The sequence below is a fragment of the Romboutsia sp. D33t1_170424_H2 genome, assembly GCF_015669105.1.
In the GTDB taxonomy this organism is placed as follows: domain Bacteria; phylum Bacillota; class Clostridia; order Peptostreptococcales; family Peptostreptococcaceae; genus Romboutsia_C; species Romboutsia_C hominis.
The window spans coordinates 200,930-218,523 of the sequence record NZ_JADOZQ010000002.1 but is presented as its reverse complement, the minus strand read 5'-3'; the positions used below and the strand labels follow the sequence as shown (position 1 = coordinate 218,523).

The following is a 17,594-nucleotide window of genomic DNA, read 5'->3' as shown; positions in this document are numbered from 1 at the left end:
AGTTACTTCCCCCTATTAGTTTTTCTTTTAAGTTCTTCTAATACAACTTCTGGAACTAAGTTTTTTATATCTGCATCAAAGTTTAATACTTCCTTTATTAACGAGGAGCTTATAAATGAATACTTTGGATTAGTTGCTAATATTACAGTTTCAATATTAGGATTTAACTCTTTATTCATGTGAGCCATTTGCAGTTCATACTCAACATCAGTACCATTTCTAATTCCTCTTACTAAAGTATCTATACCATGTTCTTCACAATAATTTACTAAAAGTCCATTAAAACTTACTATTTTTATATTATCAAGATGATTAGTACATTTTTCTATAAGTTCTACTCTTTCTTCAAAAGTGAACATTCCCTTTTTATTAGGATTATGAAGCACCCCTATTTGCAACTCATCAAATATTTTAGAAGCTCTACATATTATATCTAAGTGTCCATTAGTTATTGGATCAAAGCTTCCTGCAAATATAGCTTTTCTTATTTTTTTATTCATCTTTTTGCTTAGCCCTCCATTTTAACATTGATATTAGGATTTTATATATTCTATTTTAACTTATAAAATGTTAAAGTTGTATTCCCATACTTTTTGTCTCTACTTTTTTCTAAACTGCCTATTTCTTCTGGGAATTTATCTTTAGTATCATGTTCGACTACAATTATACCATCTTCTTTAAGTATATTTGCATTGTCTATTTTTTCAAGAGCATCAATAAACATGTCTTTATAATATGGAGGATCCATAAATATAACATCAAATTTATTATTTTTTATTTTAAGCTTACTTATAGCATCTTTGAAATCTAAGTTTAAGACTTCACTTTCATTTTCAAATCTAGCTTTCTTTATATTGGATTTTACCAAAGCTATACTCTCTCTACTTACATCCACAAAGGTACATTTTGAAGCACCTCTAGATAAACACTCTATTCCTAAAGAACCAGTTCCAGCAAATAAGTCTAATATGTTACTTTCCATCATATATGGATTTATCATATTAAATAATGATTCTTTAACTCTATCTGTTGTTGGTCTTACATCTTCATTTTTAGGAGTATTTAACTTTAATCCTCTTACTTTTCCTGATATTACTCTCAACGTACCTTCACCTCATTGTATATTTTAGCATAATTTTATATTAATTTAACGAAATTTCTTTAACTATATTCTCAAATTTATTCATAATTTCACGTTTTAAGCCTTTATTTTCATAATTATCTAACTTAGAGTCTTTAGAAAATATAATTCTAGCTTCTTGTTGAGCAAGTTTAAGTATTTTCATGTGTTTAAATATATTTGCAACCTTTAATTCTGGTAAACCATGTTGTCTTGTTCCAAAAAATTCACCAGGCCCTCTTATTTCTAAATCTTTTTCTGATATTTTAAATCCATCATTTGTTTCTTCCATTATAGACATTCGTTGTCTACAAACTTCTGATTTAGATGAGTATATTAATATACAATAAGACTTATGACTTCCTCTACCTACACGACCTCTTAACTGATGAAGCTGTGCTAACCCAAATCTTTCTGCATTTTCTATTATCATAAGTGTTGCATTGGGAACATTAACTCCAACCTCTATAACTGTTGTTGAAACTAATATATCTATTTCTTTATTTTTAAAACTCTTCATTATAGAATCTTTTTCGCTGCCTTTCATCTTTCCATGTAAAAGACCTACTCTAAGATCGCTAAAATATTCGGACTTTAGCTCATCAACTAGTTCTGTAGCTGCTTTAGCTTCTATAGCTTCACTTTCTTCTACTAGAGGGCACACTATATAAACTTGTCTTCCTTTTTCTACTTCTTTTCTAACTAATGAGTTGTAAGCTCTATCTCTTTTTCCTTTATCAACTGCTATAGTTTCAATTGGCTGCCTTCCTGGAGGAAGCTCATCTATTATAGATATATCCAAATCTCCATAAAGTATAAGAGCTAATGTTCTTGGTATTGGAGTTGCCGTCATTACTAATATATCTGGATTCTCTCCTTTTTCCGATAATTTGCTTCGTTGCCTAACTCCAAATCTATGTTGTTCATCTGTTATTACTAACCCTAGATTATTAAATTCTACTTTATCTTCAATTAGTGCATGAGTTCCTATTAATATATCTATTTCTTTATTTTTTACTCTTTCTAAAACTTTTTCTTTATTCTTCTTTGTTAAACTACCAACTAGTAATTCTACATTCACTCCAAAAGGCTTTAAAGTTTCTGTAAGAGAAATATAATGTTGTTCAGCTAATATTTCAGTAGGAGCCATTAATGCACCTTGATATCCATTTAAAATACAATGTGATAATGCTAAAAGAGCTACGACTGTTTTACCTGATCCAACATCACCTTGTACTAGCCTATTCATAGCACTATTTGAATTCATATCATCTATTATTTCATTTAATGCTCTCTCCTGAGCTTTCGTTAATTTAAATGGTAATGAACTTCTTATTTCTTCTAGTTTCTTATTTTCTAAAAACTTTATACCATCGACTTCACTTACTCCATTTTTAAACATAAATAATCCTAACTGTAGCATTAAAAATTCTTCAAATACGATTCTATATAAAGCAATTTTTAAGGCTTCTTTACTGCTTGGATTATGAATATTTCTAACAGCGTAATCTATGCTACATAACTTATATTTTTCTAATATATTAATTGGAAGATACTCTTTTATGTTTATTTCCTTATCATTAAGCACTCCTTTTATTATGCTACTTACTTCTTTATTAGTAACTCCATAAGTTAAAGGATATACAGGTATTATTTTACATGTAGATTTTGGTGAGTTGCTAAGGTGCTCCACTTCACAAGAAGTTAATTCTACATTTTTAAATTCTTTTTTAACTTTACCAAATACTAATATAGTATCTCCAACTTTAAATGCATTTTTTATATATTCTTGATTAAAAAATACTAATTTTGCATACCCTGTTTCATCTCTTACGTCTAGCTTAGTTATATTAAGACCTTTTCTAGGAGATGACGTATGGCTTCCTACTATAATAGCTTTTATAGTAGCTCTATCTTCATTTTCTAGTTGAGCAATCTTTTTTATATTATTTCTATCTTCAAATTGTCTAGGAAAATAATATAATAGATCTTTTAGCGTAAATATATTTAATTTATTGAGTTTTTGAGCTCTTTTAGGTCCAATTCCTTTTACATACTGTATATCTTTATTTAAATCCATATTATCACCTATTAGATAAAAATCCTGTACAATCCTTACTAAGTAGGATTTTACAGGATTTTTTAAATATTATTCAACTGAAATTAAGTAGTAATAAAGAGGTTGACCTCCGTAATATAATTCTACATCTATGTCTTCAAACTTTTCTTCTAACTCGTCACGAAGTTTGTTTGCATCTTCTTCTTTTACATCTTCACCATAGAATAAAGTTATTATAGCGCTATCTTCATCTACTATATTTTCTATAAGCTTAGTTGTTATTTCATCAACACCATCTCCAGCAGATTGTAATTTTCCTTCTGCTATACCTATTATATTACCTTCTTTAACTTCTATATCATTCATAACAGTATCTCTAACTGCAAATGTAACTTGACCTGATTTAACTAGTCCTAAAGACTCCATCATAGCTTCTTCATTTTCTTCTACAGATAAGTCTGCATTGAAGTTTACTAATGCTGTAAATCCTTGAGGAGTATTTTTAGTAGGAATTACTATTATATTTTTTTCACTTAATTCTTTTGCTTGATTAGCAGCCATTATTATATTGCTGTTATTTGGGAATATAAATATATTTTTAGCATGAATTTCTTCTATAGCTTTCATAAAGTCTTCTGTGCTAGGGTTCATTGTTTGTCCACCCTCTATTATGTAATCAACACCAAAATCTTTAAAAATTTGAGCTAGTCCTTCACCCATAGAAGTTGCTATGAATCCATATTCTTTTTCTTCTACTGCTGATGCTGTTTCATCTTTTGTATCAAGCAATATGTTTTCATGTTGTACTTTCATGTTTTCTATTTTTATAGTTATTAATTGTCCATATTTTAAAGCATCTTGTAATACTAGTCCTGGATCATTAGTATGAACGTGCACTTTTATTACACCGTCATCTCCAACTACTGCTAAACTATCTCCATACTTCATCATCATATCTCTTATTTGTAAGTCGCTTACTTTATCACTTTCTAATATAAATTCTGTGCAATAAGCAAACTTTATATCATCCGTATTTATTTGTGCTTGAGCTGATGATTGTGTCGTAGTAGTAGATGATTTTTCTAAAGCCTCTATAGAATTTCCTTTTAGAGCTTCTAACATTCCTTCATATATTAGTACTAGACCTTTACCTCCAGAGTCTACAACTCCAGCTTCTTTTAGTGCTTTTAATAATTCTGGTGTTCTATTTAATGAATTATTAGCTTCCTTTATAACCATTTCTAAGAATGCTACTAAATCTTTTTCTTTCTTACAAGCTGAAAGTGCATATTCTCCACTCTCTTTTACTACTGTAAGTATAGTCCCTTCTATAGGCTTTATAACCGCCTTGTAAGCTGTATCTGAACCATTCTTAAATGCATCTGCTAAATCTGATGTAGATATCTTTTCTTTTCCTTCTATTGATTTTGCAAATCCTCTTATTATTTGAGATAGTATAACACCTGAATTTCCTCTAGCTCCCATTAAAGAACCTTTAGATAGAGCTTTACCTATTTCAGTTATATTATCCCCCTCTACCTTAGACAATTCTTTCATTGCATAAGATATAGTAAGAGACATGTTTGTTCCTGTATCTCCATCTGGAACTGGAAACACATTTAGTTTATCAACTAAATCTTTATTATTTTGAAGATTATTTGCACCTGACACAAACATATCTCTTAATAATTTACCATCTATATATTGAATCATTTTCTTCCTCCTAATTACTTAACTCTAATTCCTTGAACATTGATATCTATTTTACTTACTTTTATAGCCGTTGTGTTCTCAACTGTATATTTTACTCTATCTATTATGTTATTTGCAACAGTAGATATATTAGTTCCGTATTGTAGTATAACATATAATTCTATAGCTATAGTGTTATCTTCTAATTCTTGTACTAAAACACCTTTTAATACGTTCTCACCTTTTAATAGTTCTACTATACCCTTAGTTTTATATGCTAGACCTACTAATCCATAACTTTCCATAGCAGCTCTGTATGCAATTTGTGCTATAACATGTTTATCTATTTCTATATTTCCATATTGATTACTTACTTTTACGCTCATGATTTACCCCCTTAGGTTCATATTTTTATTTGGAATAAATATTTTATTTATATTATTATAAAAATTTATATATCCTATAATACTATAAATATGATATAATTTAAACCTACGTAATTATTTTGTAATAGTAAATATTTTATTTTAAATATTTACTTTATACAAAATTATATATATAATTTTATATGATAACAAGACATTGTTCAATATTTGTTAAGCAAATATATATTTCTATTGCACGTTTTTAATATTTATGTTAATATAAATATGTTTTTAGTCTTTAAATAGTTATCATTTTAAGGAGGTGTACGTAAATGGCAAAGGTATGTAGCGTATGTGGTAAAGGAAAGGTTTCTGGAAACCAAGTATCACACTCAAATAGACATAACAGAAGAACATGGTCAGCTAACTTAAGAAGCGTTAGAGCTATAATAGATGGAACTCCTAAGAGAGTTAAAGTTTGTACTAGATGTTTACGTTCTGGAAAAATAGAAAGAGCTTAATTGTTCTTTAAAGCCTACTAATTAGTAGGCTTTTTTATTTTATATGTATTTTTATAATTTTATCTAATGATTATAGTAATTACATTAATTACTTTTTCTTGCTTCCCTTCATAAACTTTAATATAATTCCAGCTATCCATTTAGGCATTTTTATTGTTACCATTTTCATTTAACATTCCCCCAATAATATTATTTATTTGGCTTACTTATAAAGCATATTCAAGTATCAATAAAAAAATAGTAAAACTCCACATCCAATTAAAATAACTGCTGTAAGTAATGTCCAAATCCACCCCGGAAGCATCATAGATAAAAGTACTGCTCCTCCTGTTGACAAACATAACATTCCCAATAACACCTTAGAGCTATTTTTCATTAAAACACCTCCTTGAGTTATTTTACTATTTAAACTTATGTATATATTAAATTTATGCAAAATAGTCCATATTTAGACCTGTCCCACTTTTTATTAATAAATTTTTTCAAAATAAAAAGACGTATTTCAAAATACATCTTTTACAAAAGTTCTATCAATTTATCTATACTTTTTTTATCACACATATCTATTTGTTTATTAAAACTATCTAAAATCAACTTATCATCTTCTGTAAGATCTCTAAAATCTTTTTTATCTATATATACCTTTAATCCCTTCATAAGGATTTTATCTTTTAAATTTAATTCATTATAGAATATTGAACCTCTAAAATTAACTAAAGTTATATTACTTGCTATTTCATCACTAAAATTTTTATCTATTAGCTTTTTTCTTAATTCTTCAGAGATTGACTCCATACCTACAGTAAATATTATTACTCTTTTATCTTTTATATTATGAAAGTTTTTCTCTATAAAACTTATTCCATTTATTTTACTTGCATATATTCCACCACCATATATTATAGTGTCGTACTCTTTTAAGTCCTTATTTCTAATATCACTAACTTCATATAAATCAGCATTTAGCCTCATTGCTATCCATCCAGAATATTTTTTGGTACTTCCATACTTAGATTTATATATAACCGCTACCTTATTATCCATAAAATACCCCCTAACTCATAATACTACTATATTTGACTTATATGTTTTACATTCCTTTTATATAATTTAAATATTTTAATTTTAATGAATTTATATTATTTATAAGACTACAATTAAATTAAAAGTGAGGTGATTTTTATTAATAATAAATCAATTTTTGTTATTGGATTCTCAATAATTCTAGGGTTTTGCATAGTTGCAGTAAGTTTATTTATATCACTTAAAGAAAATCATAATAGATATCAATTCTTCAGTCCTAATGATTCAAATATAATCATCTTTGACTCTCATACCGGAACTTATTGGAATAAGTTTATAAACCCTAGTGAGGGTCCTACTGACTGGACAAAAGAGGAATTAGATTTTTTATATAATAAGTAATAAAAACATATTAATTAGAAACATATAAAAAAAGATGACTTTCGTCATCTTTTATATATTTCTAATAACAAGTACACTACCTTCATTTACTTTTACTCTACATTTATTTTCTAACATTACATTAGATATTCCTAATGGCAGATAAAACTTCATATCATATTCCTCTAAAGGATATTCAAAATTAGTAAGGGTAACTCCTTTTGCATCACCACTTAAAGGTATTACTGATACAGTATCTCCTATATTTCCTTTAATTTCTATTTCTTCATTTATAGCTATCTGTATTATCTCTTTTTCACTTATTATAGTAGGTATCATTCCTATACTTTTTACAAAGTACAATAAGTTTATATTTGCAATAATATGATCTATTCTTCCTCCCAAAGCAAAATAAAAATCAATTTCCTTTACTTTAAGATTTTTAGCTAGATAAATACACAACTCCGTATCTGTTTCATTTTTTTTCGAAGGAAACCTTTCAAACTTTACATTTAGGTTCTTATAATAATTGACTATACTACTATCTACAGAATCTAAATCCCCTATTATATAATCTGGAACTATATCCATGTTGTAGATATGATTTGCTCCTCCATCTGCACATATTATATAGTCGTACTTATTTTTGGCTAATATTTCTTTAATATTATTGTAGTTCTCTGATTTTCCATTTAGTATAATGCAAGCTTTTTTCAATTTTTATACCTATAAACTAGCATTTTCTCTAAATAAATTTACTGTTTTTACTATATCATCACTATTAAATATTGCAGAACCCGCAACTATTATATTAGCCCCAGCCTTAACAACTTTATCTACATTGGTAGGCTTTATTCCTCCATCAACTTGTATGTCTATATTTAAATTTCTATCATCTATTAGTTTTTTTAATTCTTCTATTTTAGGTATCATACCCTCTATAAATGATTGCCCACCAAATCCTGGATTGACAGTCATTATAAGTACCATATCTACATCTTCTATTACATGTTTTATAGTTTCTATTGGTGTTGCTGGGTTTAGTGCAACTCCAGCTTTTACATTGTACGATTTTATATTTTGTATAGTTCTGTGTAAGTGTTTACATGCTTCTTGATGAACAACTATTAAATCACAACCTGCATCTACAAAATCCTTTATATAATTATCTGGATTTTCTATCATTAGATGTGCATCAAATACCATATTTACATCTTTTCTAAGGGACTTAACAAGACCTGGCCCTAAAGTTATATTTGGAACAAAATGTCCATCCATAACATCGATATGAAGGTATTCACATCCTGCACTTTCTACTTTTTTTACATCTTCTAATAGTCTTGCAAAATCTGCTGATAATATTGACGGTGCTAATTTAATCATTTTAATATCTCCTCTTCCCTTGTCTTATTTCATTTAATAATTGTATATAGCTATCATATCTTTTTTTAGATATTTTTCCTTCACTAACAGCTTCTTTAACTGCACAACTTGGTTCATTTTCATGTATACATCTAAAACCAAATCTACAGTCATCAAACTCATCAAATTCTATAAAATATTCTTTAAGTTCACTTTCTTCTATATCATCAAGAGTTAGAGAACTAAATCCAGGTGTATCTGCTACCATTCCCCCACACTCTAGTTTTAAAAGTTCTGCATGTCTTGTTGTATGCTTACCTCTTTTTATTTTATCACTTACTTCACCAGTTTGTAACTCAAAGTTTTTATCTATTTCATTTAATAGACTTGACTTACCTACCCCAGATGGACCTGCGAATACTACTACATTTCCATTTAATTCTTCTTTTATCTTATCTATATTTAATTTAGTTTTATTGCTAACTGGTATTACTTTATATCCACTTATTTCATATATATTTTTTAGCTCTTCTACTAAATCTCCATCTTCATCTAAATCTACTTTAGTTAAAACTATGACTATATCTAGATTTTCCTTTTCAGCCAATACTATAAATCTATCTAATAACGATAAATTAGGCTTAGGATTTTTTATAGCAAATACTATAAGTGCTTTGTCTACGTTTGCTATAGGTGGTCTTATAAGTTCTGTATCTCTTTTGTCTATTTCCTCTATTACACCCTTTTTATCCTCTTCATCTACTATATTTATTTTTACTCTATCCCCAACTAAAGGTGTTATCTTTTGCTTTCTAAATATTCCTCTAGCTTTACATTCATATATCCCATTTTCAGTGTCTATGTAATAAAATCCCCCTATTCCTTTTACAATTTTTCCATCTAACATCTATTTCCTCCTCTAATTTTTCTAGCATAATTATTCTTTCCTATTTTTATATAATATCATAATAAGTTAACAATTAACCTATATTTATTTTTTATTACTTAAAATATCATTAATATTTATTAAAATAAAAGCCCAACTTATTAAGTTGGACTTTTTTGTTTAACTAATTTATTCTTGTGATTGTGTAGTATTTCCACTTCCTTCAGTACCAGTGTTATTTCCTCCACCTTGAGAAGGATTACTTCCTCCATTGTTTGAATTTTCTCCACTAGATGAATTTCCACCTGTGTTTCCTCCAGTATTACCACCAGCATTATCCCCTGGTTTTTCTGGAGTAGTATTACCTGATTCCCCTGAGTTACCTTGACTATTTCCAGAATTATTTGAACCATTACCTGTCTCTGGTTTAGTGTTTTGATTTTCGTCTGGTGTAACTACTGGAGGAGTTTGTGTATTATCACTTTCCTCTTTTTTATTTTCTTCAGGTGGTGCTACTGGCTTAGGTCCCTTACTTACCACTACATCAACTGCTTCTCCATTCCCTGAAATAGATGTCCCTGATTGAGGTGTCTGTCTAATTATATTTCCTTCTTTAAAGCTTTCGCTAAACTCTTGCTTAACATTGCCTAAAACTAAATTATTTTCTCTTAGTACACTCTCTGCTTCTATTAAGCTAAGTCCAACTACATTTGGAACCTGAGCTTGTTTTTTACCTTTACTTAAAACGATAGTTACAGAATCTCCTTCTTTTACTTCTTTTCCAGCTTCCGGCATTTGAGATATTACATGGTTAGCTTCTACATTTGTATCATATTCTTCTTTTATTGTTACATTTAAGCCTAAATCATCTAGCTTTCTTTGAGCTTCATCTAAGCTCATATTTTTAACATCAGGAGTAATCACTGTCTCTACTCCTGTTTGATTACTATTAGATCCTAATAAATACTTGCCTGCTAAATAAACTTGAGCACCTAATATTATTATCAATATTACTGCTGCAACTACAAGTATTTTTTTCATTAAAGGGCTATCTTCTTTTACTTCTTTTTTTCTTCTATTTGAATTCTTAGATTTCTTTTTATCATTTCTGTTTTGCTTAGGGTCTTCATACTCGTCTTCGTCTTCATAATCATCATATTCATCATCATATGCTTCTTCTTGATTATCATCAACATTAACCATAGAGTTTCTTAATTCCCTATCTTCTATCTTTTGAGTAGCATAGTTATCATATTCTTTTATAAAATCTAAGTCTATATTCTTTTCTATGTACTCAATATCTTCTATCAATTCTTCTGCACTTTGATATCTATCAGCACTAGATTTTTCTGTTAGCTTTTTTATAATAGTTCTTACACTTTGAGGAATTCTAACTTTCTCCTCTTGAGTGAAATCTAAATTATCATTTATATGCTGAAGTGCTATTGATATAGGACTATCTCCCCTAAATGGTACCTTACCTATTAACATTTCATATAATACTATTCCTAAAGAATAAAGATCTGCATTACTAGTTACAAATTTACCTTTAGCTTGTTCTGGTGAAAAATAATGTACAGAACCTATTATACTTCCAATGTTTGTCATAGTAGAATTAGATACAGCCTTAGCTATACCAAAGTCTGCTACTTTAACTATTCTGCCTTCATTTGATATAAGTATATTGTGAGGTTTTATATCTCTATGAATAATACCTTTTCTATGTGCTGCACTAAGAGCCATAGCTATTTGTTTTGTTATATCAAGTGCAGTATATTCATCTAAAACACCTTCATTTTTTATTATTTCTTTTAAATTTTGCCCATCTATAAATTCCATTACTATGTAATGAACTTTTCCATCTTCTCCTACATCATATACATTTACTATATTAGGGTGCGATAAACTAGCTACAGCTTCTGCTTCTCTTTTAAATTTTCCTAAGAACTCCTCATCATCAACAAATTCAGGTCTTAAAACTTTTACAGCTACAGTTCTGTTTAAAAGTCTATCTTTAGCTTCATATACAAAAGCCATTCCTCCATCGCCAATTTTCCTAATAATTTCATATCTATTACCTAAAACAGTCTCTCCCACTTTATCACCATCCTATTTATCCTCTATTACTATAACAGATATATTGTCCCTTCCAGACATGCTGTTTGCTTTATTTATTAACTCATCACTTATCTCTTTGACTTCAGTATCTTTCATCATAATCTCTTCAATACTTTCATTATCAACAAATCCTGTTAAACCATCACTACATAAAAGAATTTTATCTCCTCTATCTATTTCATGCTTAAATATATCGACAATAACTATTTCTTCACTTCCCATAGCTCTTGTTATATGATTTCTTCTAGGATGATTTTTTGCTTCTTCCTCTGTTATGATGTTTGCCTTTATTAGCTCTTCAACTACAGAATGATCCATTGTAACTTTTTTAAATTCATTTTTACTTAATAAATAACATCTACTATCTCCAACATTAGCTACATATAACTTATTTTTATATAGTATAGCCGTTGTTAAAGTAGTCCCCATGCCTGAATATTCTTCACCACTTATAGACTTTTTATATATTATGGAGTTCACTTCATTATAAGCTTGTTTTATTATATCATCTATATAGTCTATTTTGATGTTATTATTTTGTAATAAGTTTTCCTTTAAGAAAAACATTATATTATCTACTGCTAGCTTACTTGCAACTTCTCCTTTTTTATGTCCACCCATTCCATCTGCTAGGGCAAATATGCCTATATCAGCAGAATCCGTTTTTATAATTTCACCCATACAATAATCTTCGTTATTTTTCCTAACTAGGCCTATGTCTGAGTCACAACTATAAATCATTAGACTTCCCCCCTAAAGCTACTTATGCTTTCTTCTTAATTGTCCACAAGCTCCACCAATATCAGAGCCCATAGATATTCTAACTGTAGCTGGTATATTATTTTTTTCTAATATATCTTTAAACTTGTATATATGAGACTTATCTGGACGTTTAAAGTCTCTTTCTTCTACATTGTTTATAGGTATTAAGTTAACATGACATAACATGCCCTTTAGTAACTTTATTAGTTCATTTGCTTCATTTGGCGAATCATTTACACCTTTTATAAGAGAGTACTCTAGGGTAACCCTTCTATTTGTCTTTTTTATATAATACTTGCAAGCATCTAGTATCTCCTTTATAGGATATGCATTTGCTATTGGCATAATTTCTTTTCTTTTTTCATCATATGGAGAGTGAAGTGATAAAGCAAGGTTTATAGGTATCTCTAAATCTGCAAGTTCTCTCATTTTTGGTGCTATACCACAAGTTGATAAAGTTATATGTCTATAACCTATATTTAAACCATTTTTATCATTTACTATTTCTAAAAACTTCTTAGTATTTTCAAAGTTATCTAGTGGTTCACCACTTCCCATTAAAACAAGGTTTGATACTCTTTTACCTGTATCTTCTTGTATTTTTAGTATTTGATCTAAGATTTCCCAAGGCTCTAAATTTCTTAAAAGCCCATCTATAGTAGATGCACAAAACTTACATCCCATTCTACATCCTACTTGATTTGATATACAAACTGTAACTCTATCATCGTAATCCATCATTACAGTTTCTATTATATTACCATCGTTTAATAAAAATAAATACTTTTTAGTTTTATCAATCTTTGATTCTAATTTCAATTCGATTTCTATATTTCCTATATAGGATACTTCAGCTAATTTTTCTCTTAAACTTTTTGGAATATTATTCATATCATCAAAAGTCTTAGCACCCTTGTATATCCAAGAGTAAACTTGACTTCCTCTAAAAGCTTTTTCTCCTATAGTTTTCATAAACTCTTTTAGCTCTTCTTCTGTAAAGTTTTTTAATGCAACTTTATCTTGATTCATATTTTATCACTACCTTACTTTTCTTAATTTTGCTATAAAGAAACCATCCATTCCATGTATGTTAGGATATATTTTTAAATATCCTTTATCTTGGTTATCTAAATCTACATTCACTTCATCTATAGGTACTAATTCAAAATCATTGTTAGTCTTTATAAACTCATTTATTATATTTATATTCTCAGTATCTTCTATAGTACAAGTACTATATACAAGTATTCCATCTTTCTTAACATACTTAGATGCATTTTCTAATATAGTTTTTTGTATTAAAGGTAAATCTTTTAGTTCTGCCTTTGTTTTATATTTTATTTCTGGTTTTCTTTTTATTATTCCAAGTCCTGAACATGGTACATCTGCCAATACATAGTCAAATTTATTTATACTTTTTTCATCTACTTTAGATGAGTCAAATTTTTCTACAACTACATTTTTAAGACCTAATCTATTTACTGTTGATGTTATAAGTTTTAATTTATGTTCAAATATATCTCTGGCCAAAACTTCTCCAGTATTATTCATAAGAGTCGCTAAATGAGTAGTTTTTCCACCTGGTGCACTACACATATCAAGTACTAATGAATTTTTTTTAGGATTAACTACTTTTCCAACTAACATTGAACTTATATCTTGAACTGTAAATAATCCTTCTTTAAACAATTCATTATTTTCTATATTTTTAAAGTTTTCCACTCTTATAGCTTCTTCTATAAGGTTTACTTTATAAGCTTTTACACCTATATTATTTAGCTTTTCTATAAGTTCATCTCTGTTAATTTTTAAAGTGTTAACTCTTAAGTATAAATTTGGCTTTTCATTATTAGAATCTAATAAATCTTTTGTGAATTCTTCTCCAAAGTTTTTAATCCAATTTTTTATCATCCATGGACTATAAGAGTATTTAGTAGATAAATACATTATGTTATCATCTATATCTACTTTTAAAATCTCTTCTTTTTTTCTTATTATATTTCTAAGTATTGCATTTACAAATCCTGATGATCTTTTATCATATTTTTTGACTAAATTTACGGTCTCATTAACAGCTGCATAATCAGATATACTATCTAAAAATGCTATCTGATATACACCTAATCTTAGCAATATTTTAACACAAGTTGACATCTTTTGTGTCTTTATCTTAGAAAGTTTATTTATTATATAATCTAAATAATATTGATTTTCTATTACACCATATATTAATTCTGTAGCAAGACCTCTATCTTGATTAGTCATTTCAATTTTCTTAAAATGTTTATTTATTGATGTATTAGAATAATTATTATTCTCCTCAATATCTAAAAGTACCTTATATGCTATTTCTCTTGCCTTCATGCTATTTCTCCTTAATTTAAACAGAAAAAGTCCTAGAAACCCTAGGACAATCTCCTTTAATCATTATCTCTGTTTGCTATTGCTAATAATCTAAGTAGTTGTAAAACTGAAGTTAATGCTGCAGCTACATAAGTTAATGCTGCTGCTGTAAGAACCTTTCTACTTTGATTAGATTCTCTTTTGTCTACTATTCCTAGATTATTAAGCTGAACTATAGCTCTACTTGATGCATTAAATTCAACTGGTAATGTTACTATTTGGAATAAGACTGATGCTGCAAATAGTATTATTCCTATTTCTAAAAATGGTCCCCTCATTATAAATCCTAAAGCAATTAATAACCAAGATATATTAGATGAAAAATTAACTATAGGAACTAAAGCACTTCTAAAATTAAGTGGTACATATCCTTTAGCATGCTGTATTGCATGGCCACATTCATGTGCCGCAACTGATATAGATGTTATAGATGTTCCATAATATATATCTTGTGATAATCTAACAGTATTACTTCTTGGATCATAATGGTCAGTTAAATGCCCTGTAACCATTTCTATAGATACGTTATTTAATCCATTAGAATTTAATATTGTTCTTGCTACTTGTTCTCCAGTATAACCTTTACTTGAATTCACTCTTAGATACTTACTAGTAGTACTACTTACTTTAAATTGAGCATAAATAGTAAAAAGTATCGCTGGAATTAATATCATAATTGTAGGGTCTAAACCATACCCATATCCATATGGATAAAACATATAAAACACTCCTATCTTAATTTAATATAGATTCTTATAAAGATAAGCTATATATTCTCTCTGTAAAAAATTTTATAGCTTCTTCAACTTCATTTATATCTATATTAGTATCTACACAAGGTCCATTAGGTCTTTTATTAAATACACCTAAAACGGGTACATGTCTCATATCTTGTACTCCAGCTGTTAAGTCCCTTTCACAAGCTACTGCTATAACAGCTTTTGGTCTGTTATCCATTATTATTTTTCTGGCTAGTGTTCCCCCTGTAGCTACAAATATATTTACATTTGTTTTTTCTTTTAATTTTACTAAATCTCCTATATTACACAAACCACAAGTTGCACAGTTTTCTATTTTGTTAGTAACTTTTAACTTACAGCTATTTCTTTGAACACAATGAGGTATTAATATTAATATTTCTTCTGGCTTTAAGTTATAACTATTACTATATATATATTTATTGTTTAATTTTATATATACCTTTCTTATTTCATTTTTTGGTATATTAACAAATTCTGCAATAATAGTTATTATAGGAAATAAAAATGATACAATTTTAAAGTTAAACTTCATTAAAGATGGGTCTACATCTTTATCCCTTATAATATTATTTGTAACTACTATAGAAAATATTATTACTATCGATGCTAATAATATTAGTATATCTGTTATTATAGCAAATACACCTGCTAAAGTAGATATAAAAAAATTAACAAGTAAACCTATAGTCAAAAGAATTACTAATAATATACCTATGGCCGTCATATACTTTTTTGATTCTACCATTTTATTTACCTAGCCTAATATTTTTGAAGTATCTATACTGTTTCCCTTTATATATTCAGAAACTAAAACTCTTTTCTTTCCTGGCATTTGTATTTCTTCAAGTAATATTACTTTATCTAAAGTACTTACTTTTATACCATCTTTATCAACGCTTAATATAGTTCCAGGTGCTTTTTGACTTTCCTCATTTAGCACTTTCGTCTTCCATACTTTCATAGTCTTTCCATCATAAGTTGTATATGCACTTGGCCATGGATTAACCCCTCTTACAAGGTTATGTATATCTTTTGCACTTTTATTAAAATCTATATTTCCTAAAGACTTATCCATCATAGGTGCATAACTAAACTCATCATGATTTTGCTTAGTTCTTGGTGCACACCCTTTTTCAATTAAGTCTAAAGTTTCTTTTAGAGTTTCTGCTCCAACAACCATCATCTTATCATGAAGCTCTCCTGCTGTTATTTCATTATCTAATGCAAACTCTTTTTGTAGTATCATATCTCCAGTATCTAGACCTTCATCCATATACATAGTAGTAACTCCTGTTTTTTCTTCACCATTTATTATTACCCAGTTTATAGGTGCCGCTCCTCTATATTTTGGAAGTAAAGAAACATGGACATTTATACAACCAAACTTAGGAATATCTAATATAGATTTAGGAAGTATTTGTCCATAAGCTACAACTACTATTACATCTGGATTTAATTCCTTTAATACATTTACAAACTCTTCATCTCTTGCCTTTAATGGTTGATATACTGGTATATCATATTTAAGTGCAAGCTCTTTAACAGGAGGCATTCCAAGCTTTTTACCTCTATTTTGAGGTTTATCTGGTTGAGTTACCACACCTATTACTTCATGTTTTTCATCTATTATTTTTTGTAAACACCCAAGAGCAATCTCAGGTGTACCCATAAATACTATCCTCATTTAATCATCTCCTACTACTTTTGTACTTTGTCTACAAATAATACACCATCTAAATGGTCTATTTCATGGCAAAATGCTCTTGCTAAAAATTCTTCAGCCTTTATTTCAACATATTGACCTTGTCTATTAAATGCTCTTACTGTTACATAATATGGTCTATTTACAGCTCCACATTCGCCTATAACACTTAAGCATCCTTCATCTCCTAATTGTTCTCCAGAAGTTTCTATTATTTCTGGATTTATAAGTTCTATTATACCATCACCGATATCTATAACAGCAACTCTCTTTAATACTCCTACTTGAGGTGCAGCAAGACCTACACCATCTGCATGATACATTGTTTCTGCCATATCATCTAATAATTGTATTAATCTATCATCTATTTTTTCTACCTTTTTTGCTTTTTTTCTTAAAATAGGGTCTCCTATTTGAACTATTTCTCTTAACGCCATTT

At 28.4% G+C, this 17,594-nt stretch carries 19 protein-coding genes; 1 reads left to right on the top strand and 18 read right to left on the bottom strand.

The window, feature by feature from the left end:
* Nucleotides 1-2: 2 nt before the first annotated feature.
* The 5 genes from coaD to I4U66_RS03965 form a co-directional block, all read right to left on the bottom strand.
* A complete protein-coding gene (gene coaD, locus I4U66_RS03985; RefSeq protein ID WP_166505864.1) occupies nt 3-500 on the bottom strand; it encodes a pantetheine-phosphate adenylyltransferase in 498 nt (165 codons plus the stop codon).
* A gap of 50 nt (nt 501-550) precedes the next feature.
* On the bottom strand, nt 551-1,102 hold the full coding sequence (gene rsmD / locus I4U66_RS03980) for a 16S rRNA (guanine(966)-N(2))-methyltransferase RsmD (RefSeq protein WP_092924373.1): 552 nt from the start codon (nt 1,100-1,102) through the stop codon (nt 551-553).
* A 40-nt stretch (nt 1,103-1,142) separates the two neighbouring features.
* On the bottom strand, nt 1,143-3,200 hold the full coding sequence (gene recG / locus I4U66_RS03975; protein ID WP_092924370.1) for an ATP-dependent DNA helicase RecG: 2,058 nt from the start codon (nt 3,198-3,200) through the stop codon (nt 1,143-1,145).
* 69 nt (nt 3,201-3,269) lie between these two features.
* Nucleotides 3,270-4,892 (bottom strand): DAK2 domain-containing protein, encoded by a 1,623-nt coding sequence (locus tag I4U66_RS03970; protein ID WP_195928514.1) that lies wholly within the window; start codon nt 4,890-4,892, stop codon nt 3,270-3,272.
* Between the two features lie 14 nt (nt 4,893-4,906).
* The gene (locus tag I4U66_RS03965) at nt 4,907-5,257 is read right to left on the bottom strand and encodes an Asp23/Gls24 family envelope stress response protein (RefSeq protein WP_092924364.1); all 351 of its coding nucleotides are present in this window, start codon (nt 5,255-5,257) and stop codon (nt 4,907-4,909) included.
* Between the two features lie 311 nt (nt 5,258-5,568).
* Between I4U66_RS03965 and rpmB the strand changes: the two genes are divergently transcribed.
* The gene (gene rpmB / locus I4U66_RS03960) at nt 5,569-5,757 is read left to right on the top strand and encodes a 50S ribosomal protein L28 (protein ID WP_092924361.1); all 189 of its coding nucleotides are present in this window, start codon (nt 5,569-5,571) and stop codon (nt 5,755-5,757) included.
* Nucleotides 5,758-5,983: 226 nt separating this feature from the next.
* On the opposite strand, the gene I4U66_RS03955 is transcribed toward rpmB, so the two are convergent.
* From I4U66_RS03955 to def, 13 genes are all read right to left on the bottom strand, one after another.
* A complete protein-coding gene (locus I4U66_RS03955) occupies nt 5,984-6,133 on the bottom strand; it encodes a 2-oxoglutarate translocator (RefSeq protein ID WP_092924358.1) in 150 nt (49 codons plus the stop codon).
* Nucleotides 6,134-6,273: 140 nt separating this feature from the next.
* Complete coding sequence (locus tag I4U66_RS03950; protein WP_092924354.1) at nt 6,274-6,801, bottom strand: flavodoxin domain-containing protein; 528 nt, start codon at nt 6,799-6,801, stop codon at nt 6,274-6,276.
* 432 nt (nt 6,802-7,233) lie between these two features.
* Complete coding sequence (locus I4U66_RS03945) at nt 7,234-7,878, bottom strand: thiamine diphosphokinase (RefSeq protein ID WP_195928513.1); 645 nt, start codon at nt 7,876-7,878, stop codon at nt 7,234-7,236.
* A 9-nt stretch (nt 7,879-7,887) separates the two neighbouring features.
* Complete coding sequence (gene rpe, locus I4U66_RS03940; RefSeq protein WP_166505868.1) at nt 7,888-8,544, bottom strand: ribulose-phosphate 3-epimerase; 657 nt, start codon at nt 8,542-8,544, stop codon at nt 7,888-7,890.
* A 1-nt stretch (nt 8,545) separates the two neighbouring features.
* Nucleotides 8,546-9,430: a ribosome small subunit-dependent GTPase A gene (gene rsgA / locus I4U66_RS03935; RefSeq protein WP_092924346.1), complete on the bottom strand. Its 885-nt coding sequence runs from the start codon at nt 9,428-9,430 to the stop codon at nt 8,546-8,548.
* Nucleotides 9,431-9,598: 168 nt separating this feature from the next.
* Nucleotides 9,599-11,506 carry a Stk1 family PASTA domain-containing Ser/Thr kinase gene (gene pknB, locus I4U66_RS03930; protein WP_092924343.1) on the bottom strand — a complete coding sequence of 636 codons (1,908 nt, stop codon included), beginning with the start codon at nt 11,504-11,506 and terminating at the stop codon, nt 9,599-9,601.
* A gap of 12 nt (nt 11,507-11,518) precedes the next feature.
* Nucleotides 11,519-12,268, bottom strand: coding sequence for a Stp1/IreP family PP2C-type Ser/Thr phosphatase (locus I4U66_RS03925; RefSeq protein ID WP_092924340.1), 750 nt, complete (start codon nt 12,266-12,268; stop codon nt 11,519-11,521).
* A gap of 18 nt (nt 12,269-12,286) precedes the next feature.
* Entirely contained in the window at nt 12,287-13,318 is a 1,032-nt protein-coding gene (gene rlmN, locus I4U66_RS03920; RefSeq protein WP_092924337.1) for a 23S rRNA (adenine(2503)-C(2))-methyltransferase RlmN, read from the bottom strand.
* A gap of 9 nt (nt 13,319-13,327) precedes the next feature.
* Complete coding sequence (gene rsmB / locus I4U66_RS03915; protein WP_092924334.1) at nt 13,328-14,653, bottom strand: 16S rRNA (cytosine(967)-C(5))-methyltransferase RsmB; 1,326 nt, start codon at nt 14,651-14,653, stop codon at nt 13,328-13,330.
* A gap of 56 nt (nt 14,654-14,709) precedes the next feature.
* Nucleotides 14,710-15,411 carry a zinc metallopeptidase gene (locus I4U66_RS03910; RefSeq protein WP_092924331.1) on the bottom strand — a complete coding sequence of 234 codons (702 nt, stop codon included), beginning with the start codon at nt 15,409-15,411 and terminating at the stop codon, nt 14,710-14,712.
* 34 nt (nt 15,412-15,445) lie between these two features.
* Nucleotides 15,446-16,198, bottom strand: a complete 753-nt coding sequence (locus I4U66_RS03905) for a DUF116 domain-containing protein (protein WP_092924328.1) — start codon at nt 16,196-16,198, stop codon at nt 15,446-15,448.
* A gap of 9 nt (nt 16,199-16,207) precedes the next feature.
* Nucleotides 16,208-17,137 (bottom strand): methionyl-tRNA formyltransferase, encoded by a 930-nt coding sequence (fmt, locus tag I4U66_RS03900; RefSeq protein WP_195928512.1) that lies wholly within the window; start codon nt 17,135-17,137, stop codon nt 16,208-16,210.
* A 14-nt stretch (nt 17,138-17,151) separates the two neighbouring features.
* On the bottom strand, nt 17,152-17,592 hold the full coding sequence (gene def / locus I4U66_RS03895; protein WP_092924321.1) for a peptide deformylase: 441 nt from the start codon (nt 17,590-17,592) through the stop codon (nt 17,152-17,154).
* Nucleotides 17,593-17,594 lie beyond the last annotated feature (2 nt).